Origin of the sequence: Enterobacter sp. HMSC16D10 (assembly GCF_001807145.1) — a bacterium.
Lineage (GTDB): Bacteria > Pseudomonadota > Gammaproteobacteria > Enterobacterales > Enterobacteriaceae > Enterobacter > Enterobacter roggenkampii.
Map to the genome: position 1 here is coordinate 1 of NZ_KV787905.1, position 24,266 is coordinate 24,266.

At 48.5% G+C, this 24,266-nt stretch carries 20 protein-coding genes, 2 pseudogenes and 1 riboswitch; of the genes and pseudogenes, 11 read left to right on the forward strand and 11 right to left on the reverse strand.

The features are described from left to right. Window positions 1-23 precede the first annotated feature (23 nt). The 3 genes from HMPREF3143_RS26390 to HMPREF3143_RS25180 all read right to left on the reverse strand — a co-directional run bounded on the left by HMPREF3143_RS26390 (window position 24) and on the right by HMPREF3143_RS25180 (window position 1,237). The gene (locus HMPREF3143_RS26390; protein WP_254668448.1) at window positions 24-758 is read right to left on the reverse strand and encodes a MarR family transcriptional regulator; all 735 of its coding nucleotides are present in this window, start codon (window positions 756-758) and stop codon (window positions 24-26) included. A 102-nt stretch (window positions 759-860) separates the two neighbouring features. Continuing rightward, window positions 861-1,028, reverse strand: a complete 168-nt coding sequence (locus HMPREF3143_RS26035) for a hypothetical protein (protein WP_022649293.1) — start codon at window positions 1,026-1,028, stop codon at window positions 861-863. 17 nt (window positions 1,029-1,045) lie between these two features. Then, on the reverse strand, window positions 1,046-1,237 hold the full coding sequence (locus tag HMPREF3143_RS25180; RefSeq protein ID WP_223862628.1) for a hypothetical protein: 192 nt from the start codon (window positions 1,235-1,237) through the stop codon (window positions 1,046-1,048). A gap of 1,871 nt (window positions 1,238-3,108) precedes the next feature. Between HMPREF3143_RS25180 and HMPREF3143_RS20190 the strand changes: the two genes are divergently transcribed. The 3 genes from HMPREF3143_RS20190 to HMPREF3143_RS20200 all read left to right on the forward strand — a co-directional run bounded on the left by HMPREF3143_RS20190 (window position 3,109) and on the right by HMPREF3143_RS20200 (window position 5,252). Next, window positions 3,109-3,669, forward strand: a complete 561-nt coding sequence (locus HMPREF3143_RS20190) for a tyrosine-type recombinase/integrase (RefSeq protein ID WP_070534194.1) — start codon at window positions 3,109-3,111, stop codon at window positions 3,667-3,669. Window positions 3,670-3,678: 9 nt separating this feature from the next. After that, window positions 3,679-3,879, forward strand: a complete 201-nt coding sequence (locus HMPREF3143_RS20195; protein WP_070534195.1) for a hypothetical protein — start codon at window positions 3,679-3,681, stop codon at window positions 3,877-3,879. A gap of 227 nt (window positions 3,880-4,106) precedes the next feature. Beyond that, window positions 4,107-5,252, forward strand: coding sequence for a TIR domain-containing protein (locus tag HMPREF3143_RS20200; protein WP_070534196.1), 1,146 nt, complete (start codon window positions 4,107-4,109; stop codon window positions 5,250-5,252). Between the two features lie 251 nt (window positions 5,253-5,503). Here the strand turns inward: HMPREF3143_RS20200 and HMPREF3143_RS20205 are convergent, their stop codons facing one another. The 3 genes from HMPREF3143_RS20205 to HMPREF3143_RS25190 all read right to left on the reverse strand — a co-directional run bounded on the left by HMPREF3143_RS20205 (window position 5,504) and on the right by HMPREF3143_RS25190 (window position 8,060). Further along, complete coding sequence (locus HMPREF3143_RS20205; RefSeq protein WP_070534197.1) at window positions 5,504-6,127, reverse strand: hypothetical protein; 624 nt, start codon at window positions 6,125-6,127, stop codon at window positions 5,504-5,506. Window positions 6,128-6,214: 87 nt separating this feature from the next. Next, window positions 6,215-7,519: a tyrosine-type recombinase/integrase gene (locus HMPREF3143_RS20210; protein ID WP_070534198.1), complete on the reverse strand. Its 1,305-nt coding sequence runs from the start codon at window positions 7,517-7,519 to the stop codon at window positions 6,215-6,217. A 67-nt stretch (window positions 7,520-7,586) separates the two neighbouring features. Further along, window positions 7,587-7,683, reverse strand: a riboswitch (TPP riboswitch). A 200-nt stretch (window positions 7,684-7,883) separates the two neighbouring features. After that, window positions 7,884-8,060 (reverse strand): DUF3606 domain-containing protein, encoded by a 177-nt coding sequence (locus tag HMPREF3143_RS25190; RefSeq protein ID WP_072050952.1) that lies wholly within the window; start codon window positions 8,058-8,060, stop codon window positions 7,884-7,886. A 235-nt stretch (window positions 8,061-8,295) separates the two neighbouring features. Between HMPREF3143_RS25190 and HMPREF3143_RS25195 the strand changes: the two genes are divergently transcribed. From HMPREF3143_RS25195 to HMPREF3143_RS26495, 3 genes and pseudogenes are all read left to right on the forward strand, one after another. After that, window positions 8,296-8,544, forward strand: a complete 249-nt coding sequence (locus HMPREF3143_RS25195; RefSeq protein WP_000002667.1) for a hypothetical protein — start codon at window positions 8,296-8,298, stop codon at window positions 8,542-8,544. Window positions 8,545-8,857: 313 nt separating this feature from the next. Continuing rightward, window positions 8,858-9,986 (forward strand): annotated as a pseudogene (locus HMPREF3143_RS20220) (PAAR domain-containing protein). 40 nt (window positions 9,987-10,026) lie between these two features. Continuing rightward, the gene (locus HMPREF3143_RS26495) at window positions 10,027-10,239 is read left to right on the forward strand and encodes a hypothetical protein (protein ID WP_368073438.1); all 213 of its coding nucleotides are present in this window, start codon (window positions 10,027-10,029) and stop codon (window positions 10,237-10,239) included. 103 nt (window positions 10,240-10,342) lie between these two features. Here HMPREF3143_RS26495 and HMPREF3143_RS20225 read toward each other — a convergent pair. Then, window positions 10,343-11,685 (reverse strand): annotated as a pseudogene (locus HMPREF3143_RS20225) (integrase). Between the two features lie 792 nt (window positions 11,686-12,477). Here HMPREF3143_RS20225 and HMPREF3143_RS20230 point away from each other — a divergent pair. Further along, entirely contained in the window at window positions 12,478-13,551 is a 1,074-nt protein-coding gene (locus HMPREF3143_RS20230) for a YadA C-terminal domain-containing protein (RefSeq protein WP_070534200.1), read from the forward strand. A gap of 221 nt (window positions 13,552-13,772) precedes the next feature. Further along, window positions 13,773-14,234 (forward strand): hypothetical protein, encoded by a 462-nt coding sequence (locus HMPREF3143_RS20235; protein WP_084832205.1) that lies wholly within the window; start codon window positions 13,773-13,775, stop codon window positions 14,232-14,234. Between the two features lie 78 nt (window positions 14,235-14,312). Here the strand turns inward: HMPREF3143_RS20235 and HMPREF3143_RS20240 are convergent, their stop codons facing one another. Together HMPREF3143_RS20240 and HMPREF3143_RS20245 are read right to left on the reverse strand one after the other, a co-directional pair. After that, complete coding sequence (locus HMPREF3143_RS20240; protein ID WP_070534202.1) at window positions 14,313-15,746, reverse strand: glycoside hydrolase family 32 protein; 1,434 nt, start codon at window positions 15,744-15,746, stop codon at window positions 14,313-14,315. A gap of 16 nt (window positions 15,747-15,762) precedes the next feature. Next, window positions 15,763-17,004 carry an MFS transporter gene (locus tag HMPREF3143_RS20245; protein WP_070534203.1) on the reverse strand — a complete coding sequence of 414 codons (1,242 nt, stop codon included), beginning with the start codon at window positions 17,002-17,004 and terminating at the stop codon, window positions 15,763-15,765. Window positions 17,005-17,242: 238 nt separating this feature from the next. Between HMPREF3143_RS20245 and HMPREF3143_RS20250 the strand changes: the two genes are divergently transcribed. From HMPREF3143_RS20250 to HMPREF3143_RS20260, 3 genes are all read left to right on the forward strand, one after another. After that, window positions 17,243-18,250 carry a LacI family DNA-binding transcriptional regulator gene (locus HMPREF3143_RS20250; protein WP_070534204.1) on the forward strand — a complete coding sequence of 336 codons (1,008 nt, stop codon included), beginning with the start codon at window positions 17,243-17,245 and terminating at the stop codon, window positions 18,248-18,250. A 332-nt stretch (window positions 18,251-18,582) separates the two neighbouring features. Then, window positions 18,583-19,959: a diaminobutyrate--2-oxoglutarate transaminase gene (locus HMPREF3143_RS20255; protein WP_014884533.1), complete on the forward strand. Its 1,377-nt coding sequence runs from the start codon at window positions 18,583-18,585 to the stop codon at window positions 19,957-19,959. 18 nt (window positions 19,960-19,977) lie between these two features. Beyond that, the gene (locus tag HMPREF3143_RS20260; protein WP_070534205.1) at window positions 19,978-21,444 is read left to right on the forward strand and encodes a pyridoxal phosphate-dependent decarboxylase family protein; all 1,467 of its coding nucleotides are present in this window, start codon (window positions 19,978-19,980) and stop codon (window positions 21,442-21,444) included. A 36-nt stretch (window positions 21,445-21,480) separates the two neighbouring features. Here HMPREF3143_RS20260 and HMPREF3143_RS20265 read toward each other — a convergent pair whose 3' ends face one another. Continuing rightward, window positions 21,481-21,996, reverse strand: coding sequence for a protein disulfide oxidoreductase (locus HMPREF3143_RS20265; protein ID WP_023325651.1), 516 nt, complete (start codon window positions 21,994-21,996; stop codon window positions 21,481-21,483). A gap of 76 nt (window positions 21,997-22,072) precedes the next feature. Further along, window positions 22,073-24,253 (reverse strand): polysaccharide biosynthesis tyrosine autokinase, encoded by a 2,181-nt coding sequence (locus HMPREF3143_RS20270; RefSeq protein WP_070534206.1) that lies wholly within the window; start codon window positions 24,251-24,253, stop codon window positions 22,073-22,075. Window positions 24,254-24,266: the final 13 nt, after the last annotated feature.

Here is a 24,266-nt window from a genome sequence, read left to right on the forward strand (position 1 = left end):
GTGGCCAAATTCAGTAAACCACTTCAATTCTGTAGGACACGACGCGCATACGCTGTAAATGTGTCGAATCTTTGGCTTTGTCTCAGACTTTCGGGACGTGAGAGCCGCTCACAAACAGCCTCAACAATCACATCATCATCAATGACCATTTGATCGCTTTCCGTGGTTGTTGCAACGCTTTCATGGGTGCCCTCAGCAACGATCACAGCATCCTCTATGACATTAGTCATTGTTGGTGCTGGCGGTTCCAGGTGTTCTGGTGCATCCCAATTCGGCGCATCATCCTGCGTTTCCTCTGCGGTAGCTGGTTCAGGCACTGCCTGGTGTGTCACTACGTCAGAAATGATATCAGGCTGCACTGCCAGTGCTTCTGGTGGGGTAATGTGCGCATCAGTGATCGGAAACGTGCGGTAAACTTTGGAACGATAACCAGGGTTTTTCTCTTTCGTGATTAGCCCTGCATCTTGCAGCTTCTTAATGAGTTTGCAGGTTCTCTCCCTGGATAAGTCGATCACCTTTCCAAGCTCTTCCTGACTTTCGTAACAGAAATTCCCTGAATTTTCCCACCCTTGAAAATAGCAATACAACTTTTGCGCCTTGGGGCAAAAGTCCATGTAACCATCCTGGAGGTTGGGAGAATAAATTCTGGGAATGTCTCGGAAATAATGTGGGGTGTTAATTGTACGATCTTTTACTTCACCAGTTTTCTTGTCGGTGTATTGGTAGTCTGCCTTAATCTCGGCGAGGGTTTTTGCCATTGTTCTATGCTCCTATGTATGCTCAGTAAATTACGAATGCTCTTCATTTGGGTTTTCTCCGCTTCTCATTCGTGGGGGGATGTAAATGCTGTTTCGTAGTTGTTACGCGCCAGCTTTCGAATATTTAACCGCCAGGTTTTGACACTCTTCAAGAAGTAGTGCGCTTACGCTCATTTTTCGGCGCTTTGCTTCTTTGAACAGAATCTGGAATGTGGCATCCGGTATCATTAACGATGTGGACGGCGGTAGTTTGGTTTTCTTCTCGATCATTCTGGTTTCCTCCTGGGTTAGCTGGTCACTGGGGTGAAATTTGGCGTTGCTCGCCATTCATCAAAGCGTCGGATCGCTTCCTCGAACATTTTCACCCTGTCCGTTTGTTCACTCTTACGCGCTCGGACAAGTGAACTGTAAACAAGTGTTCGTGTTGTTCGGCCTGTAATCAAATCTGCGTAGATTTGGTCAACGTTGAAGTAACGCATGTTGTTTGCTCCTGTTTGGTTTTCTCCAGACGCAAAAAAGCCCCCGCACCAAAAACCTGGTGGAGGCTGCAATTCATGCGTATGGAATGTTGTCAGATGGGTTAGATGATAATGATTATCACCATACTTTTAATAGTACACTAAAAGCACACATGTTGTCAAGCTATTTTTCAATAACTTCGAAAAAGTCAAGTGCATTACGTGCTTTATACCAAAAATGGATGGTTGCTGTCAATTGAAATTTGTGGTAGAACTTGCCACCAGAGAAGATAGCCACAAGAAACTCACAAAACAGCCTGTAACACTCTCTGCGGCGTTCTGACGTACTGAGGCTACCTCTTCATTACCTACCCTCTCAAAACCGCTTACAGCGCGTCTGAGGCGCTCTATTTGCATCACTGCCGCCCTCTGGCACTTATCCCACACCAACACCAAGAATCTGCACTCAGAAGATTGAGCGGTAGCGAGATCGGACAGGTGTAGATGATTGGATATGTTGGCTTAGTGAATCGTAACACGGTGAGCTTTAGCCCCTGATTTACTGAAACCTTGCATGGGTGAACGTTAGTTCATGAATGGATGGTTGAAGTTAGTCAGCTTATCAGATGGACAATCAACGGTAGTTGGTTGGTCAGATGGTAATTCCGCGCACAGCGCAAAGATGAATTACGCCGTGGGCGTAATGTGCATGTGCCTGACTCACGTCAAGGCCAAAGCCTGGCACAATCCCAACTTGTAAAGAGGTGTAGCTTGCGCAGCGCTGTGAGCGGAACGAGGCCAGCCAACGTAGCCCGAAAGGAAGCGAAGTAAGGCTGCTTGCCAGGAGTGACGGCGATAGGCGCCAGGCAAAAGATCTTTGCGACAAGCGCAAAACCATGAAAGATAGTCTTATAGATCTTAGTATTATAGTTAAGTAGTCTTATAGAGTGACATAACGTCACAGATAACGTGCCCCAAGTGTGACGCAGCGTCACAGAAGTAGTTTGTAAGTGTGACATAACGTCACAGATGGGATGATTAGTATGTGTGACGCTCCGTCACATAGCCGGGTTTTTCCGTGTGTTCTCGTGCAGAGAGTGACAATACGTCACTATACAACGGTAGATCGTCGCCCTGCTCACTACGAATCGCACATGCAACAATCCTAAGAAAAACCAGAGGCAAATCTTAGATTAACCCTATCAAAACCCTACATTAATAACGTCAAAACCTATCTTAAATGACAGGTAAAGAATCGGTGTAGATGTAGGTCAAAGTGGATTGTTCACTTTCATTGTAAGAATGCTCAACTTAGCCAAACCCTTATGTAGCGCGGATACGCCGCTGTTTGTCATGAAAACTACTTTGCACCCGTGCCGGATTCGTTGAACGAGTTCTTTAAAATTGAAACAATGTTTCTTTTTCCATGCCAAAACCCGCCAATTAGTTAGCATTATAATCATTTCATGATGCAATCAGTTGCAAGTGCATAAACTCCGCATAATCTGTGCATACAGGCAGGTTAGCGCCGCCCTCGCCTAACAACCTCAGATTTATCAGTATAGAATCAATTAGATAGACAACAACCACACACAACCATCTGTAGTGTGATGTTCCGGTGATACCGCTCTTCTTCGTGCCGATCTGACTATTTGGCAACGTCCAAACACATGTTTATAAATGCCAACATTATGAATTTGTTGAAGATATTTCAAAATCATGCAGATTTCGATCTGGGTGTGCCTGATCTTCGCGTTCAGCACTGCACACAACCGCGCCATTTACCACACATAACGAAGATCAATTTTTGATCATTTATTATTTCAAGATACTGAAATTGATCATATTATTTTTTAATTAAGTTTAGATGTGTGTCCTTATGGGAGGGTAAATTGAACAGAGCAGTGGTGTTAGATGAACAGCAAGCCAAAGCGATCAGGGAGTGGTTAAACGCTCATAACAAAAGCCTGATAGCTGACGTTACATTAATGATGCAAGCCGCCGTACTGCGTGTGGGGGATGCCGTAGCTTTGCGCTTCGACGAAGTGAGCAACGGTGAGATTGACATAGAAGAACAGAAGACAGGGAAGCGTAAAGCCCTCACCCTTCCGGCTCCAGTGGTGCAGATGATCACACGTCGCCGTGCTGAGTATCCGCATGATGTGCATGTGTTCAGGAGCCAGCGTAACCGATCAATGAACAAGCAAGCGCCTGTACGACGCGAGGAAGTGAGCAAGCAGATCGCAGAGGCCGCTAAAGCTATCGGTATTCATGGCACTGTATCTGCACACAGTTTTCGAAAGGCGGGAGGCAATGCTCTTTTCAAGCGTTCTGGAAATAACCTGGCCCTCGCTATGACCGTGCTCAATCACAGCAACATCACTGACACCAGGCGCTATCTGGAATTAGACAAGCAAGCCGTTAGCCGTGTGATCAATGAGATGGATTTATAAGGGGTACACATGAAAAACAGCTTACTGGTGCTGACACTGGGGATCATGCCAGCCCCGGCGAATGCCGGACAGATAACCCTGATTTTCAGTGATGAACAGGAGACTGGAAACGCGAAGATTTGCGTATATAGCAACGCCAACTTTACAGAGACAGTGACGATCAGACCATCGCAGCAATGCCGCTACACAATGACCTTTGAAGAGGAGTAACGATTGAAGAAGGAAGAAGAGCCGATCATCAGTTTTTTCTGGTGTGGCGCTACGGAACGCGTTAATCCGATGGAGGTGAAACTCTGGAAGCGAACATATCACTTAGATCAGTTAAATATATTTTTAAGGCTACCCTTCCCCTCCCCTCCCGCTTGCAATATAATGAATGTAAAATTTGCACTTACTGATGTTAAAATATATTAGATATTCTCTAATGGAGATCAGGAATGAAATTATTTTTGGCTCACGCAAAAGAAGATGAAAAGGTTACAGAGTCAATTTATGAGAAATTAAAAACCAATGGTTATAGTCCTTGGATGGATATTAGAGATATTCCTGCGGGTGTAAATTGGGACAACGAAATTCAAAAAAACTTTAGCAGCGCAAATGTTATAATTATTATTCTTAGCAAAGTTAGCTGTCAAAAAAATGGTTATATCAGGCGTGAAATGAATGAAGCTATTGATAAATTAAAATATTATAAACCTGATGACATTTTTGTGATACCCATTCTTATTGATGATTCACCTGTCCCAACATTCATATCTTCAAAAATTCAATACATCGACTATAAACGTGAAGATGGCTGGACGTTGTTAGAAAAATCGTTAGCCTTAGCTGCAACTCAACAAAACATTGAAATTGCAAAAGGGGTAACGTACGGTGATTTTACATTCACAAGCGAAACATTTAAGGAAGAATATAACAGCATACCTGGACATGAAATTGATATAACCTATCCAATTGTTTCTAACCATACTCATCCTCGATCAGCAAAGATCATATCTAACTATTTCAAAGGTCGTGCCGCGAGCTTGGTTTTCAATAACAGAACTTCACCTTGGCCAAGTAATTTTGGTTGGAGTGAAGAGTATAAAAGCACTTATACCAGTGACTATATTGAAGGATATTACATTGCATACTGTAATAACCATATCCTAAGTATTCTCCATAATGTTAGTTGGTATGGCGCAGGCGCAGCTCACCCGAACAGTCATTTCGATGTTAGCAATTTCGTTGTAACCGACGATGATTATTCCTATAAATTTTCATTATATGACCTCTTCATTGATGAAAAAGGGTACGATGCTATTAACAAAATTAAAGAAAGGCTCATATCGGATGCGCCCCGTGTATTCTGGGAAAGAACTGGAGAAAAACCTGAGGAATCTGATATGGAATGGTTAATTAGGGGGATAACGGATAGTACATTGAATATTTTCACCATCAGTGAATCAGGATTAACTTTCCATTTTGCTCCATATGAGATCCACTGCTACGCCTTAGGTCAGTGGGAGTTATTCATATCTTTCTTTGATATCATTGATTATCTTAAGCCAGACGGTATTTATTCATTAATTAAAGTCGTATAAATTCGTTAATGGCTACCTTTGTCATGAAATGAGGAAGGAAGAAGTAAATAGTTAGAACCGAGGTAATTTAACGTATATGTGAAACTTCGCCTCCCCTGAAAATTAAGTTAACCGCTGGCTTTGTGCGACGTATAATGAGGTCAGCGGTTTAAAATGCCAGCCATAACCGGAAGATTGTTTTATGGAACCACAGGCTTTAAAAGGATAGACACTACCTTTGGCAACATCACTCCAGGGGCTGATGCACCTTTTCATGGAATTTTTCCTTGCTTCTGATAATAATCCTTCCAAAATCTCATCGGTGACTCTCCACAATAATCAGACAATTCTTTGAAATCAGAATTAAACTGAGGGAGATTTTTAGCCAATGTTATTTGTTTCGGTAGTGCACCTGTACCATCTCCAATAACTTTAAAAGTCATTGCACCGCGCTTTCTATCCTCGTTGATTAATTCCAGTGCCGCAACTTTTTGCATTTTACCCTCATGCAACTGCTTCAAATAGAACTTTCGGTTAAAGAAGAAGTCACGGAATGTTGGCGCGTCTGCTTCAAGCCTAATATCCCACGTGAGGGGTAGAGCATCACAGATTTTTTCACTCATCAATTCACCGCTCGCGCTTCCGTCCTCGGATGCCTCCATACTCAAAGTCATCTTTGGTTGTGAAGGATCTAATCCCAGGTCGCCACTGTCGACTAAGTATTCAGCATTTGTTGACCATTGACCTGTTAAAAATTCACTATCGTAGATGTAGGTCTTCTTCAATTCCTTATACGACGAAGGAATTTTCACTAAACTATCTAAGGCACCACTGAAACTGGTCAGAAACCCCGCAAGATAGATTAAAACGTATTTACCCCATTCGAGTTTTTTCATGAGCATCCAGCACGAGAATTTTTTTATATTTTACGTAACCATCAAAATTTTAACAACAGTAGCCATATTGCCCGTTGGGGAGCCTACTTAGGACGCCCAATCAATCCCATCAATCACATAAGAAATTGAGGATAAGGGGAACGTATGCAGATAACGCTTAGTGATCCCTCCGCTCTTCTCGTGGCCTACTGTCTGTTGAAGATGAAGAATATTCGTCACCCAACCTGCCATTGCCGAAGAACAGACGGAATGACGTATGGAGTGCAGCAACCGCCGTTGCCCGTAATCATCTTGATACGGAATCCCAAGCTCATCACGGAGATCAGCGAACATTTTTCCGATCTTTGTCATGTTCGATCCTGCCACCTCTGAGAAAATCCGCTCTTTCCATTGGCGATCAACATAGTCCATAAAACCCCATTCGATCAGCTTGGGATGAATAACTACCTGCCTTGTGGCATTTTCCGTTTTGCCCTGGCCTCCCTCCGCAATCAGGAAATAATAGCGCTGACTATCTTCATCGTATTTGATATGTGACTTCTCCAGTTTGGCAATCTCCCCCCTTCTGGCTCCAGTGTACGCCAACAACAATGTGATCCATTTTTGCCAGTTATCTGACTGCTTGAGCGCCCATCCCACAAATTTTCTCATTTCCGCCGCACTGTATGCGCCAAATCTCGCTTTCGACGGTGCAGCGACGACACCATCAGTTGGCGATTTAGGCAGAATGTCTTTGCCCTCGGTAAGAAAAGTTTTGAACAGTGATTTGTAGATCTTGAGATGCTTATGGATGGCCTCAACACCCACCAGCTCATCAGGTGGCACATCATCACACTCGATCAATTGCTGAACCGTCATTGACCTATAAGGCTGCACCACACGCTTAGGCAAGTTTTCAACAACTTCCATCACCTGCTTAATGTCTTGTTTGGTAATCGTCGTGACATCAGTTTCCCCTCCCAAGACAGTTAGCAGCACTTCCATGTAGCGCTCATTTGCCATTGAGATCGATTTCGTCCAGTTGCGCCCCTTTTCATCTTTGTACATAGCCCACGCATCCGACAGGGTTAGCACTTTTTCCGGTTCGGCTGGCGGCTGAGGTTCCACGAGTTCAGAAGGAACAATTATCTGCTGTTGGGGTAAGAGTGGATTTCTTGCAGCCCTGCGTTCTGACGCGATCAGATTTGATAAGAACGCTTCAAACACAGGGAGCGGAGTAGTTAATGATTTAAGAAAAGGGATATACGGAAGGATGCTGATCATCAAAGCAGATGCTTCACGATAGCTGTCAGTGGACAGTGATTTTTTGTATGACCGCCCATCAGATAAGCGGATCTGAATGTAGTAGTTACCGTACCTCTTGAAGGTGTACGGAAGTGATTTTAACCTCATAAACATCCCCTTTTTGTACCTCAAGTGCATTCAGCACGGACAAAAAGAGATGCAATCTCATGATAAGTAGGCCAAATTTTGGCCCCCTACGCTGGCATTATCCAGATCAGGTAATACGGGTATTTCTCAGCCTTCAATGAAGAAGGGCACCCCGAGTCAAATAAACAAAATCAAAAACTTGCGATTAACGTCCCGTTAATCGCTGTTCTGGATCATGCCAGCGGGAAGCCAAAGACTCAACCCTAAAAAATGCTCTGTGTGCCAGCTTATGTCCCAGGTTGTGGCTCACAGTACCAAACACCGAACACAAAAAAGGCCGGGTTTCTCCAGCCTCAACAGCACAATTGAAGATGCCTTCACAAACCTATTTACCTAGATATGCTTTTACCTTAGCGGTGCCATTACCAACAGCTCTAACAGCAGCCCTAAGCTGAGATTCAGTAACATCCAACGCTTGGGTCCAATATGCCACTTCCCAAGATTCACTCAAGCTGATGAAACGTTTATCTTCTGGCTGCCGACGCTGTAAGTTATCTGCCATTTGGTTTGTCCTGAGTATTACAAGCTTATGCCTGCACACTACCTATATGACTTCTCTACCACTTCGTAAACGGTCAGTTATCAAACAATTGACACTGGTCATAAAACCAGTAAAAACTTTTTTTCCGAGCTTGCTAAGCTTGCCGCTTCGCTTCTATCATAACTACTACATATTGTGTTTATTGATATAACAAATACAATATATCCAAAAATCCATCCCGTGAATAGGTGTTGAAATGGCGAACAATGATAAGCAATCCTCGAAAGATGTAGCTCATCTGGCAGCAGAGACTCTAAACAACCCAAACGCCTCTGCGATTCAGAAAAGTTTAGCGGGTTCGGTGCTATCACAAGCAGGAACAAAAAATCAGACTGGCGCGAACATGGAAGCCAAAGCATCAGCAGCTTTGAAAAACCCACGTTCAAGCGAGGTTACTAAAACCTTAGCTGGTTCGGTTGTTTCTCAATCGAATAAAAAGCGCTAAAAAAGCCGGGATTAACCCGGTTCTCATGTTTTCAGTTTCCGTTGTCGCTGTTCGCTCAAGTAGTACCTAATAGTGCTGTCGAATCCATGCGTATGGATGTGGTCAAGCAGGTTGGAACGACTACACCCCAGCCGACGCGCCAGCGTTGACATGTTGATAATCGCATCATCGCCCTTGCCATCTAGGATCCACTGCATCAGCGGCATGTTGCGAGTAACCATCTATCACTTTGTTACAACTGCTCATTTACTCGCCAGCCCCAAAAACCTACACTTTCATTAAGGATTTCAAAGCAACACAAGGATAAAAATAAATGGCTATTGGTCACTACTTATTCAGGGGCGATAAGACTGTTTGCGGTGGTCGGATTATTGAAGGATGTACCGATCATCAGTTTTTCGATAAAGACATGGCCTGTGAAGGGCATAAAGTGACGTGTGGTAAACATGCGGGTAGATTCCGCATAGTGGGAGGGCTTGAAAACCAAGACATACACGGTAAAAGAGTAGCCGGAACACTGCATAGCCGTAGCTCTTGCCCCTGCAAATCACGTTTTATTTCGTCCATCTTCGACACTTACGAATTTTCTAAAGAACCAGCAAAAGCCGAAACCACCCAATCTCACATCGTTGAATTTCCCGTTCTCCCTGGCCCGATTGCCGCTCCTAAAACTGATAGCTTCGCTGACACCTGCAAACCAACAGATAACCGGCTATTGAAAGGCGTTTACATCTGGACTGAAACAACAAGTGCAGGTCATGCTTTCGTTTCGGTGCATGAGAATAACTCGATCTACCTTTACACCTATGGACGCTATGGACGCACAGACAGAAGCACGCTAACCGGAGATGGGATTTTAGACATCTTCCAAGATGAAGATGCACGGAAGTATTACCGTTACGAACTTTATGAAATGGGTGCTCGTGCATTTCGGATTGATGATGCTGATCCTGAATTAATCCGTAAGTTCTTCGAAAAATTATGGAATAACGGTGTATCACCGATTCAAACACCAAAGATGCAGGACGGCACAATACGTAGAGGCCGCACGATTGATAAGTATGACGTAACAGGGAATAACTGTACTACTCGCTCAGTCGAGGGGATCAAGTTTGCTGGTTCAAAGGTATTCGAACACGGTTACACCTCCAGGACTACACAGCTACCAATTGAGATAGAAGAAGATTTCACTATCCCGGTATCACTGCAAAGTTACCTTGAAAAAAAAGAGTGCAGATTACTCCTCAATGCTCGTCATCGAGATGACAAGTACGTTCAAGCAGCAGTATCCAAACATTGAGAACAAAAGCCCTCAACCAATTGGGGGAAGTGCAAAAATCCAACAAGTATCGGCTGATTCTGCTGCTGTTGCTGGCTCAATTTCTCCATACTCAGGCCGCACAGTAGGCGGATCGTTGGGAAGTACATACGATGATGAATAAAAAGTTCTGGATCAGGTGGGTTAGCATTGCGCTGATCTGAATAGCGTATTACGTAATCGTGCTGTATTTCGATCTGGTCTTCGCACTTAACTTTTCAGAGACAATGAGCCAAGGCGGGGAGTTTACGCCTTCTCAATTCACGTGGTTTATTAAGGAACTATCGCAAAATCACTCTGATTCAGCGTTGGCCTCCATTGTTGGTTTCGCTGTTTGCGTACCTCTGATTCTGCTCATCTTCAAGAAGGTGAGATGACCGCCAAAGGCTGGAGGTCTCCAGCCTTTTCCCCTTACCCTTTCCCCACTTTTAGATAATAGAAGCATAAAGCCCGTTGGTGGTAAGACAACGCGCGGAGCCGTTAAGATTCCCAACACAAGCCGTCAATCACATAAGAAACTGAGGACAAGGGGAACGTATGCAGGTAGCGCCTAGTGATTTCTGAGGCGCTTTTCTCATGTCCTACCACTTGTTGCAAGTGCGCCAGGTTACCAAACCAACCAGCGAAAAAGGTTTAAATCATGGTATGCCGGAAACTATGCACTAATCGCCGCTGCCCATAATCATCAAGGTACGGAATACCAAGCTGATCTCTAATATCTCCTAAAACTTTGCCGATCTTCGGCATGTTCTTACCCGACACAGGAGAGAAGAATATCTTTTTCTATTGGCGGTTCACAAAATCGAGGAACCCCCACTCGATCAGTTTGGGATGTATCGCCACCTGCCTTGTAGCGTTCTCAGTTTTACCCTGTCCTCCTTCAGCGATCAGGAGATAGTGCCGCTGGCTATCTTCATTAAGTGTGATCTGTGAATTCTCCAGCTTGGCGGTCTCCCCTCTTCTGGCTCCCGTGTACGCCAACAGCAAGGTGATCCACTTCTGCCAGCCATCAGGCTGTTTTCGTGCCCATCCCACAAACTTTCTCATTTCTGCTGCACTGCAAGTTCCAAACCTCGCTTTCGACGGTGCGGCGACTACTCCATCAGTCTGAGATTTAACCAGAATATCTTTATTGTCAGTCAGGAAGGTTTTAAACAGCGATTTGTAAATTTTCAAATGCTTGTGGATAACTCAGCGCCAACCAAATCTTCTGACGGAACATCATCACACCCGATGAGTTGATGAACCGTCATCGGCCGATAAGGCTGCACAACACGCCTAGGCAGGTTTTCTACAACTTACATCACCTGCTTAATGTCCTGCTTTGTCATCGTGGTTACATCAGTTGATGAACCCAAGACAATCAACAGGATCTCCATAAAGCGCTCATTGGCCTGCGAGATTGCCTTCGTCCAGTTCAAGGCCTTCTCTTTTTTGTACATATTCCAAGCGCCAGCCAGTGTTAACACATCCTTTGACTGTGCTTCTGTTTGTTCTTTCTCATCTTCTGAAAGTGCAACAACCTCGCGGTATTCCTGAGCAACCATCGGCTGATTATTGCTCTGCTCATTATTGAGGAATTGTTGAACCAGCCAGTGTTCATTCTGTTGCTTTAAGCGGCTGCAGAAGTCAGAAAGACGTTGACCAAACTGAACCGGGTGAATGGTTCCACGTTTGACTAATGGAATGGATGGAAATGCAAATGACATCAAGAGTTGCGCGTGGCTGTGGCTATCTGTCTCTAACGACCGACAGAAATATTTTTGACCCGGCAGACGAAAGCTGACGTAGTAGATCCCGTTACGGATAATGGTGTGATTGATCGGGGTGTGTCATTTTGTTTGTCTCTGAGAGTGACAACATAAAAAATGAAGAGAAAAAACCATGCAAATCTTTGATTCATATCTTAGATGATCGCCGGGACTACGCTGACATTATCCAGATCAGGTAATACGGGTATTTCTCAGCCTTCACGTGGAAGGGCATCCCGAGTCAAAATGCTTTTAAAACAATGATTTATTAAAATCATTGTTCTCAATCAGTGTAACCGTGGCCACAGGGCAGGCGCAAGGAGTTTTGATTTATCACGGCAGCGTTCGCGTTATGAATCTTCCTAAACACTTTTTCGCTAGCATCTTCAACATAAATATTTTTTCCTGGTATATCCCGGAACAAAAATGAGCTGAGTTCATTTTCATTCGAAGCTGACGAAAGGTTCGATAATAAATAATCGGCAAAAACCCATAAATTTACATAAACTGTTATGTGTATTATTAACCCATTTTAATCAAAACACTTAAATACAATTAATGTATTGGTGTTTTATATCTAATTTCACCCCCATCCATTATGAACGGCTATCTTATTGTATTATAAGATTATTAAGCCGGGCCTTTCTGGATCGACTCGTTTAGCTATTCCTGCTATTTATGATTTAGATCAATAATCAAAATTACACATTCATAGATAGTTACTACACGTTACGAAATAAGTTATCAAACCAAAATTTCCACCATTAATCGTGAATTAACTCAGATATAACAAGACGTTGTATCTTCCCGCCAGGATAGCGCCCTTACTTTATTTTTTCTTGTAGTGATGATGAGAGCTTTAAAATGAACTATTTAAATACAACAGCTATCGCTGTTTTTGGTTTTGTGTTCGCTGGTTCAATGAATACTGCAAATGCTGCGGAAGTAAACGTAAACCTTGACGATAACGTCAATAATCCAGGTGCTCACATTCAAATTCAGGGTACCGATAAAACCGCCTACAACCTTGATAACATCGAGGGGAGTAACATTAAGCAAGACGGGCAAATCTATAACCTTCAGGGCGATATTGACAGAGCAAATACAGCTATTAATAAAGCACAAGATACAGCTAATACCGCTCAAGATGGCGTAAACGCTAACACTCAAGCTAACGCTATCCTTAATCAGAAAGTCGATGATAACAAAGCAGATCAGACAATTACTGATAACAAACAGAATATATTGATTGATAACACTAATAATAAAGCAGATGCGGCTTTACAAGGCGTTATTACTAACGGTCAAGCAATCATTGATACAAACACAAGAGTAGATAAAGCTGAACTCACCGCTACCAATGCGAACAACAAAGCAGATGCTAACACTCAAGCGCTGGCAGGTAAGGTAGATAAAAGCATTTTCGACGCCGATCAGGATAGACAAGATCACGCCCTTCAGGATGCCTCTGACAAAGCGACTCAGGCATTTAATACGGGCACTTATGCGCAATCTTTAGCGGTTGATGCACAAACGGTAGCCGCTGCTAACAAAGCTGCTGTTGCTAACGTTCAGTCACGCCAGCAAGCACAAGAAACGACGATTCAGAATCACAGCGCACAATTAGCGAATCATGAATCACGTATTACTGCGTTAGAGAGTCAAAATAACGCGAAGTTCTCTTCTCTGGAGAATCAGCAGAATGAGGATCGCAAGGAATATCGTGCTGGTATCGCTGGCGCTGCTTCTCTTGCTGGTTTGCATTACGTTGATACAGATAACGCGGTTGCCGTCGGTGCTGCCAACTTCAAAGATGCGCAAGGTTACGCAGTCGGTTACCGTCATAAGTTCGCTGAGAATGTAGCCGCTACCCTCTCTACATCAGGTACATCCAACGGTGATGAAATTGTTGCGGCGTCCGCATCTTACGGATGGTGATTTAACAATATTAAATTAAAATGCCAGCAAACCGCCAATCAGCTAAAAATTCACCCTGGAGTTTAATTAGCTGGCTATAACTCAATACATTGCTGCTAGCACAAAAATGACAAAGTATATTTTTATTTCCGCCGTTCTGTATCTGACTTTTATTTTATTAGGGATATGGATCGGCTTGATGTTAGGTACCTATATTTATAATTGTAATTACTGAGGCAATAATGAAAAAATTAATGATGGTAGCGGCTGTATTATCTCTTGCTGCGTGTTCCTCACCAGATCAACGGATGGCTGATTGTCAAAGCAAAGGAGTGAGTAAAGATGCTTGTTATATTGCAGAGCAAAACCGCACCACAGCCATTAACGCTGCGGCTGAAAAACAGGCTTTAGAGAATGCTGCTCAACTTGCACAGTCAGCGCACAGGCGCCTTCCTGAAGGCTGCACGCAGGTTATGGATGCTGCCGGTCGTTGTGATAGCAAGGCAGCCAAAGTAAGCGGTGATTTAAAAAAGTTATCAGGTGAAGCGGATCACGTTATGAATAAGCCTGTCTCTGATGCTGCTGAATATCTGCTTTCGAAAGGCTGGAAGCCAAATAAGGGTTCATGGCACAAGGGTAGCTATATTATGCAGCTGGTTGTCGAAAAAGAGAGAGTTGTAAACGCACAATTATCAAAAATGTGATCTTTGCAGGACGCTACCACCTGATAAGATTTACGTAGCCCCATGTTTATGGGGCCTTTTTTTAGCTCGTTAATAGATTTACTCCAGCTGCCACGCCCCGCCATGAATAAGCGACGCGCCCCCCGCCCAGGCAAATAATGCGAGCTCGCTGCAGTCGGCATCAGGATATATACGACTGCTGAGGCACGCCTCACCCTCGTTAACAAACACTTCCACGGAGGAGCTATCAAAGAACAAACGCAGATTAAGCGCGTTGCTCAGGTTCAGCGCGACACTACGGGTACCGCACAGGCCATACTGCGGATAGTCTCGCTCCAGCACCAGGCGCTGCATCTGCGCATCAACATAAAGGCGTAACCCGTCGCCAAGACGAATGCCGTACTGCTCCGCGCTGCTGTTGGCGCAATCCCACTGCAGAATGACCTCCATCGCATCGCAGTGTTCCACCAGCGTCATCTGCTGGTTATTAAGCGTACTTATCGGCCAGGGGAACCACGCCCCGCGCAGGCTTTCAACTTCTCTGGCTGGCTGCATTTGCAGATGGTTATCGGCACTCAGCGTCAGCTCGCGAGGTAAGGAGAGCATACCTGCCCAGCCATCCTCCTGTTCCGGCAGCGGAGATTCCCACATGTCCAGCCAGCCGATAACGAGGCGTCTGCCATCCGGCGTCAGGAAACTTTGCGGCGCATAGAAATCATGCCCGTAGTCCATCTCCACAAATTCACCTTCACGCACAAAAGGCTGACCAGGCTGCCATTCGCCTACCAGATAGCCGCTCTGGAAGAGATTGCGATGTTTAAATCCGTCTGCCGCCAGTCCCTGAGGCGAAAACATCAGCACGCGTTTACCATTGAGAGTGAAAAAGTCCGGGCATTCCCACATATAACCCATCTCTTTTTCAGCCACCGCGAGCACGCCCCTGTCGTGCCACTCGCGCAGATCGGCAGACCGGTACACACGCACCTGGCCCGTATCCCCCTCGCGCGCGCCAACGACCATGTACCACCACGCCCCTTCACGCCATACCTTCGGATCGCGGAAGTGATGCAGCCCGGGCGGTGTATCAATGACTGTCCCGTGCCGCACAAACTGGATGCCGTCACGGCTGGTTGCCAGGCACTGCACCTGGTAGAGATTAGCCTCATCGCCGGGATCGCCATGGAATTTGTGGCCGGTGTAAATCAGCGCCAGCGTATCGCCATCCACCACCGCTGAGCCGGAAAAACAGCCGTCCTTGTCGTCTGGCCCTTCCGGGGCCAGCGCAACCGGGAGGTGCTCCCAGCGAACTAAATCTTTGCTGCGCGCATGGCCCCAGTGCATCGGCCCCCACTCGGTCGAATACGGATGGTGTTGATAAAAGGCGTGATACCAGCCGTCAAACCAGACCAAGCCGTTCGGGTCGTTCATCCAGCCAGCACGCGCGGCGAGGTGGTAACGGGGGTACCAGCGCAGGTTAAGCCCTTCGCGCCTGGACTGCAGTTCCTGTTCTGCTTTCGTAATGGAATACATCATTTCTCTACTCTTTCGATCAGATGGTGGAAGGTTGCGGCATGAGCGGGTCAGAAGAGGACTTACCCGAGCGCAACAGGAAGATGGAGATAAACGTGGTGCTGAAGACCAGTAGCCCCATGATGAGATAGGACTGGGCAAAGCCGTATTTCTCGTAGCTGTAGCCTGCGAGCGGTGACAGCACCGAGGCAATCACCGAGCTTGTACAGGCAAAGCCCACCAGATAGAGGGTGGAAGAGAGCCGCTTATCAAAGTGCAGGCTGTTGTATTTAAAGATGGAGACCAGCAGTACGGGCAGCTCCACCGCGTGCAATAGCTTGGTAATGGAGATCAATACCGGCCCCTCAACCAGACCCGATGCCACCATACGCATCGCCATCACCATTCCGGCGAAAATCAGGCCGTTTTTCGCACCGAGGCGATTCACCAGCCACGGGGCGCAGAACATGCCCGCCGCTTCCAGGAAAACCTGGAAGGAGTTGAGATAGCCGTACATGGCGTTTCCTTCCTGCAACGTCGGGAACTGTGAGGAGAAATAGACCGGGAACTGCTGGTCGTACACGCCGTAAATACAGGTGCCAATAACGAAAAACACCAGCGCCCAGAAGCGCGGCAGCGTCAACAGACGTAAGGCATCCTCCAGCGTGACCTTACCGCCGGATACCGCCTCCTGCATGGCGTGCGGCGCGGAAGAGACTCTTAGGCGCGCCAGCAACACAAAAAACACCAGCCCGGCGCAGCTCGACACCGCGAAGTTCAGCTTCGGATTGATGTTGAACAGCAGACCGGCAAAAAAGGTTGCCACCGCCCAGCCAAGGGATCCCCACATCCTCGCCTTGCCAAACTCAAACTGACTCTGGCGGGCCACGCGCTCGGTATAGGATTCCAGTACACCAATCCCGCCGTTAAACGTCAGCCCGATATAAATCCCGCCGAAAATACTGCCGAGTAACACGTTAATCTGCAGCAGATAACCAAACAGCAGGAAGGCCGGACCGGAAAGAATGAGCAGGCTGGTCAGAAACCAGAGCAGGTTTTTTCGCAGGCCGAGTTTGTCCTGAATGAAGCCGTAGTAGATTTGCGCGCACAGCGCGGAGACAGACAGCACAGCATAGATGACCCCCGTATCCCCTGCCTTTAACCCCACCTCCTGGTGAATCCAGATAGAGAGCAACGAGCCGGAAGATGACCACGTGACAAAAAAGAAAAACAGTAATGCGCTTAATAAAGGGTAGCTGTGAGAGTGATGCGTTTTCATCATGACATTCTCATGTTGGAGTAATGACGCAATGGTAACGTTAACATTTACGCTTTCTCATGCTGTTTGGCTGAAATTTAAGATGTTAATCACGAAAGTTAACGTTAACATTAAGAGAATGAGATCGCGATCAAATATTCATCACTGAGGTAAACATGACCCGGCCTGGGCATCAGCCTTTCTTTTACATCAGCGACTTAGTTGTATACCCTTTCACGCAGAGCATTCACGGAGTAAGACAATGGCTTCCCTGAAGGACGTCGCAAAGCTGGCTAACGTATCGCTGATGACGGTCTCCCGCGCGCTGAACAGCCCGGAGCGCCTTAAGCCGGAAACGCTGGCGCGCGTTCAGCTGGCTATTGAGCAGACCAGCTACGTGCCCGATCTGTCCGCCAAGAAAATACGCGGCGCGCATGCCTCGCCTAAAACCATAGGGGTACTGGCGCTCGATACGGTGACGACGCCGTTCTCGGTGGAGATCACGCTGTCTATTGAAGAGACGGCCAGAATGCACGGCTGGAACAGCTTCGTGATGAATATGTTTACCGATGACAATCCGGACGCCATTGTCGACCTTCTCCTCTCTCATCGGCCCGACGGAATTATCTACACCACCATGGGGTTACGTCAGGTTCCTCTCCCGGCCAAACTCCTCACCCTTCCCTGCGTGCTGGCCAACTGCGAAAGCGACGGCGAAAAGGTCGCCAGCTATATTCCTGATGATGAGCAAGGGCAATATACCGCCGTGCGGGCGTTACTCGCGGAGGGTTATCGACGCCCTCTCTGCCTGCATTTACCTGAGGGGCATCTGGCCACAACCCGCCGTCGTCAGGGGCTGGAGCGTGCATGCCGTGAAGCGGGGCTCGATCCGGACAGCCTGGAGCACTGCTATATGGCACTCGGCGATGAGCACTATCGCGACATTCCGGCCGTGTTGCTGGCGCACATGCAGAATGGCATTCCCAGGTTCGACGCCGTTATCTGCGGTAACGATCGTATCGCGTTTATGGTGTACCAGACGCTACTGGGACAAGGGCTTCGTATACCGGACGACGTCGCGGTGATCGGCTATGACAATATGGTGGGCATTGGGGAGTTGTTCCTTCCTCCTCTCACGACGGTACAACTGCCGCACTATGAAATTGGTCGCCTGAGCGCCCTGCATATTATTAACGGTGAAGAACATCAGGAAACCACGCGCTTAGAAAGTCCATTTTTACTGCGTGATTCCGTTGCACAGGCAACGTGAGCACCGTTTTCTGCACCTGCCGGATAAACAGGGAAAGCGTCCCTCCTTTTGTGCCGTTGAATGGCACGATTTGTCACACTCTTTTCTGCGACTTTACACACCGGGCAAATACCCTGTAACCCGCTGTTTTTATTTGGCATAAAATACAATTTTCATTTTAAAAAAGGGGATATTTCCTCGCTATACACACGTGTCACAAAACAGTAAACAAATTAACCATTGAGCCCCGTGGCAAAAGGCTCTATATTGGCGGCGTTTTTTTCAGGCCCCTTCTGTTTTTTAACTTTTTATTCAATCGTGGCTCATAACGAAGCGGCGGTTGTAGGAGTGATATGATGACGGATAAAGTCCGTATTGACACCGTAGATGCCCACAAAAGCAACGAAACCTATCTGGCCCGTCAGGCCGAGTTTGAATCTAACGTCAGGAGTTATCCGCGCAAACTGCCTTTAGCCATCACTAAAGCAGAAGGCGTGTGGATTACCGATGCAGATAATAAAGAATACCTTGACTGTTTAGCAGGTGCAGGGACCCTTGCGCTTGGCCATAACCATCCTGATGTGCTGAAAAGCATCCAAAATGTCATTACCAGCGGCTTGCCGTTACATACTCTGGATCTGACAACGCCTCTGAAAGACGCGTTTTCCGAATACCTGCTCTCTCTGCTGCCTGGTCAGGGCAAAGAGTACTGCCTGCAGTTCACCGGTCCATCCGGTGCTGACGCCGTTGAAGCAGCGCTGAAGCTGGCGAAAAAAGTGACCGGCCGTAGCGGTATCATCAGCTTCTCTGGTGGTTACCACGGCATGACCCACGGCGCACTGTCCGTGACCGGCAACCTGTCACCGAAAGAAGCGGTAGACGGTATGATGCCAGAAGTGCAGTTCATGCCTTACCCGCACGAATACCGCTGCCCGCTGGGTATCGGTGGTGAAGCGGGCGTGAAAGCGCTGACTTACTACTTCGATAACCTGATCAACGACGTTGAAAGCGGCGTGCGTAAACCTGCTGCGGTGATCCTGGAAGCGGTTCAGGGCGAAGGCGGCGTGAACCCGGCTCCAGCTGAGTGGCTGCAGCGCATCCGTAAAGTGACTCAGGAACACGGCATTCTGCTGATCCTCGACGAAGTTCAGGCTGGCTTTGCCCGTACCGGTAAATTCTTCGCCTTCGAACACGCGGGCATTGAGCCAGACATCATCGTGATGTCTAAAGCCGTCGGTGGCGGTCTGCCGCTGGCCGTACTCGGTATCAAAAAGCAGTTCGACGCATGGGCGCCAGGTCACCACACCGGTACCTTCCGCGGCAACCAGCTGGCGATGGCAACCGGTCTGACGACGCTGAAAATCCTGAAAGACCAGAACATCGCAGGCAAAGTGGCGGCACAGGGCGAATGGCTGAAAGGCCAGCTGAAAGAGATGGCGAAACGTTATCCGGTTATCGGTCACGTTCGCGGCCTGGGCATGATGATCGGTATTGAGATCGTTAAGCCGCACGAAGCCGCTGACCACATGGGCTGCTTCCCGGGCGACGGCGAGCTGTCTGCACTGATTCAGAAGAAGTGCTTCGAAGCCGGTCTGATTCTGGAGCGCGGTGGTCGTAACGGTATCGTTCTGCGTCTGCTGCCTTCTCTGCTGATCAGCGATGAAGAGCTGAAGATCTTCCTGGATAAATTTGAGCAGGCACTGCTTGCTGCGGGCGTTCGCCCGGCGTAACCGGAGTTATTGATTACGATGTCTGATTCAAACCCAATTTTGTTCTCCTCTGCGCAGAGCATTGAAGCTTACCAGCAGGCGATTGAACAAAGCACTCAGGCTGTGATGCAGTGGCTGAAACAGCCTGAGATGTACCAGGGCAAAACGGTCGCGGAACTGCGCGACCGTATTAAGCTGGATTTCAACCCGAAAGGGCTGGGCAACGAAGCGGCGATTGAACGCGCCGTGGAGTTCTTCCTGAAAGACAGCCTGTCCGTTCATCACCCGCAGTGTGTGGCGCACCTGCACTGCCCAAGCCTGGTCGTAAGCCAGGCGGCGGAAGTGCTGATCAACGCCACTAACCAGAGTATGGACTCCTGGGATCAAAGCCCGTCCGCAACCATCATCGAGATCAAACTGATCGAGTGGCTGCGTACCCGCGTGGGTTATCAGGCTGGCGACGCCGGTGTCTTCACCAGCGGCGGAACCCAGAGCAACCTGATGGGCCTGATGCTGGCGCGCGATGCGTTCTTTGCGCGTCAGGGTCACTCCGTTCAGCAGGACGGTCTGGTGGGCGATCTGCGTAAGATCCGCGTACTGTGCTCTGAAAACGCGCACTTCTCCGTGCAGAAAAACATGGCGCTGATGGGTCTGGGCTACCAGTCCGTGTTGCAGGTGAAAACGGACGAATTCTCCCGCATGGATCTGACCGATCTGGCGGCGAAAATCGAACAGTGCAATGCGAACGGCGAGCAGATTCTGGCGATCGTCGCAACGGCAGGTACCACCGATGCCGGCGCTATCGATCCGCTGCGCGCCATTGCTGAACTGGCGGCGAAGCAGAACATCTGGGTACACGTTGATGCGGCCTGGGGCGGCGCGCTGCTGATGTCTGAGCAGTATCGTCACTACCTGGACGGCATTGAGCTGGTGGATTCCGTCACCCTGGACTTCCACAAGCAGTTCTTCCAGACCATCAGCTGCGGCGCCTTCCTGCTGAAAGAAGCGCGCCACTATGAGCTGATGCGCTATCAGGCGGCTTACCTGAACTCTGAGTTCGACGAAGAAGCCGGCGTGCCGAACCTGGTCTCCAAATCGCTGCAGACCACCCGTCGTTTCGACGCGCTGAAGCTGTGGATGAGCCTGGAAGCGCTGGGTCAGGAGCAATACGCGGCGATCATCGATCACGGCGTGACCCTGGCACAGCAGGTTGCGGCGTACGTGAAAGCGCAGCCTGCGCTGGAACTGGTTATGCAGCCGCAGCTGGCAAGCGTGCTGTTCCGCTTCCGTGGCGAGGTGCAGGCAGATGATGCCGGTATCGCCCTGCTGAACCAGAAAATTGGTGATGCGCTGCTGGAATCCGGCCGTGCAAACGTCGGCGTGACCGAGCATCACGGCGTGACCTGCCTGAAGCTGACGCTGCTGAACCCAACCGTGACGCTGGAAGATATCAAAATCCTGCTGTCTCTGGTTGAGCGCACCGCGCAGGAAGTTCTGGCTAAGTAATATAAAACCCCTCTCCCGCCGGGAGAGGGGTTATTCTTATAAGCCCGCCCACCACATCCTGATTTTTAATCCCCAGTAGCTCGTCCAGCCCGTTGTGGTACTGACCACGTTCCCCTTCGATACAATGACTAACGTCGGCGTCACGCTCACCTGCCACGCCTGCGACAGCGCACCGTTTTCATCGTTTATCACCGGCATTTTAAGCTGTTTCTTGTCAACCCAGCGTGCAAGCTTTGCGTTATCACCAGAGCGCATGGCGATACTCACCACGTTCCCGCCCTCTTCTGCCAGCTGATTAACCGCAGGCGTGGTGTAACGGCAAATGCTGCACCAGGTCGCCCAGACGTAGATCAGCAGCGGACGCTCCTGGCTGAGCGCCGCAATATCATGCATTTTTCCGTCGATGCTCGTCATCGGCGTTGCACTAAAACTGGCGGGGAGTGTCGGTTTTCGGTATTGATCAACTCCCCACGCCACGGCCAGCGTCAGCAGAACGAGTATGACTCCTTCCCGCGCCCAGCGGCGCAGTCGATTGATTTTGCGGTTATCCATTGTGACCTCGTGTTTTAACGAAGGTCATCTTAACGGGCAATACACCATCACGCTGTAAAGAAATGTCGCGCCAGGGTTACTCCCGGGTATAGCCATAGTCGTAAGCGCTATACCCCGAGTTGTAATAGAGCGCCGCCGATTTCACAATGTCATTGAGGATCACGCCATTTACCTTTACGTTCATCCGTTCCATACGCTTAAGGCTGGTCTCGATCTCTTTCACGCTGGTTTTACCAAAGCGGGCGACCAGCAGCGTTGTGGCTGCTGCTCTGGCGATCAGCAAAGCATCCGTCACGGCAAGCACAGGTGGAGTGTCGATAATCACGATGTCATACCGCTTTTCAATCTGCGCCATCACAACCTGGAAGCGTTCACTCATGAGCAGGTCAACGGGATGCGTAGGTTGAGGTCCGCAGGTCAGTACATCAAAACCGCCTTTCTCAAAGCGTTGAACCGCCTCCTGCCACTCAACGGTTCCGTCGAGCACGCAGGACAACCCCCGATGATTGTTCAGCCTGAACACATTGTGGACATACCCTTTACGCATATCCGCATCAATAAACAGCACCCGCTGTCCGGCCTGTGCCACAATCGACGCCAGTGAAGTACTGACCAGCGTCTTTCCGCAGTCCTGCGTGGGGCCAGACACCACGACAACCCGGTTTGCGGTATCCATCATGGTAAAATGCAAACTGGTGCGCAGCCCACGCATCGCCTCGACAAACGTATCAGCCGGACGGTCAATGGGCAGGAAAGGCACGTTGGATATCCTGTGCTTCCAGTGGGAAGTAAACAGGTTTCTCCTGCGCAGGTGCGTTTTTTTCCATAACCATACCGAGCGCGGAAGCGTTACCAGCAGCGGCATCCCGAATTCTTCAAGTTGTTCTGACGAGGTAATGCCCCGCTTGAAGGCGGAACGCACTAAAACCGTTCCGGCAGAGAGGAGCAGCCCTATCATCATGCCAAACAGAATGATGAGGGCTTTGCGCGGTCTGACTGGGGCCGGCTGCGTCACCGCCGGGTCTATGATCCGCACATTCCCGATAGCGCTGGAGCGCGAGATGCTCAGCTCTTGCTGACGCGTCAGCAACTGCATGTATACGGCGCGCCCGGATTCAACATCACGACTCAGGCGTAATATTTCCTGCTGCGTGGATGGCATGGAGGAGACGCGGCTATACAGGCGCGCGCGTTCCCGCTCAAGCGTTTGTTTTTTCTCCAGTAAAGCACGGTAGGTGGGATGGTCCTTTTTGAACAGCTGAGAGACCTCTGCCTCGCGAAACGTCAGCGCGTTAAGCTGATTTTCCACGTTAACCACCTGATCAAGAACCGACTTTGCCTCAAGAGATAAATCGACCGAATCGCTTTGCTCTCGATAGGCATTCAGTCGCGCCTCGGCTTCATCCAGTTCGCGACTGATTTTAGGTAACTGATCCTGTAAGAACGTGAGGCTACGGGAATCTTTAGCTTCCTGGCGCGCAATGTTCTGGCTGAGAAAATTTTCGGCAATCGTATTAAGTACCGTAGCGGTCTTGCCGGGATCGTCACCCGTTAACGTTAAGGCGATCATACCACTCTGTTTCGACGACTCCACAACCGTCAGTCTGCTCTGAATGGCGTTGATGGCCTCAAGCCTGGTAACGATGTTGAGGGTAAACTGGGTTCCCGGTGCCGCATTGAGGGAGGTCACCAGAAGAGAGACGCCCTCTTTAAGCAGCGCTTTTCCAACAACGCCTTCTGCCTCAAGCGTTTGTCCCTCAAGACGATATCGCCCTTGCTCGAGAACAGTGAGTAAAAGCGTTTGTGGATCCCCCTCCACAGACGGAATATTCAGCGAGCCAATCGTGATTTCAGCGGGGTTGTGCCCCTGCACGTGCTCCCAGAAAGCCCCAATGACGGGGAACAAGCGCCTATTAACCTCGTAGGTCAGCCCTAACCGATCAACGGTCTGTCCGAGGACCATCCGTGATTTAAGGAGTAAAAGTTCTGGAGCGACATCGGGTGAGAGATCGGATCTGAGCGAGGTCAGGTTCTTGAGCAGCGCGTTGCCCTGCTTCGCTTCGACCTGCACCAGGGCATCAGCCTGATAAACCGGCGTGACGCTGAAGGCGTAGATCCCCGCACATACCGTGAACAGAAGCGTAACACACGCGATCATTACCCGGTGATCGAACATCTCAGCAAGCAACTGAATGAGATCCATTTCGTTATTCTGCGGTGTCGCAGCACTATATTTGTCTGATTTAGAAGACGACATTACGGCTTCATTC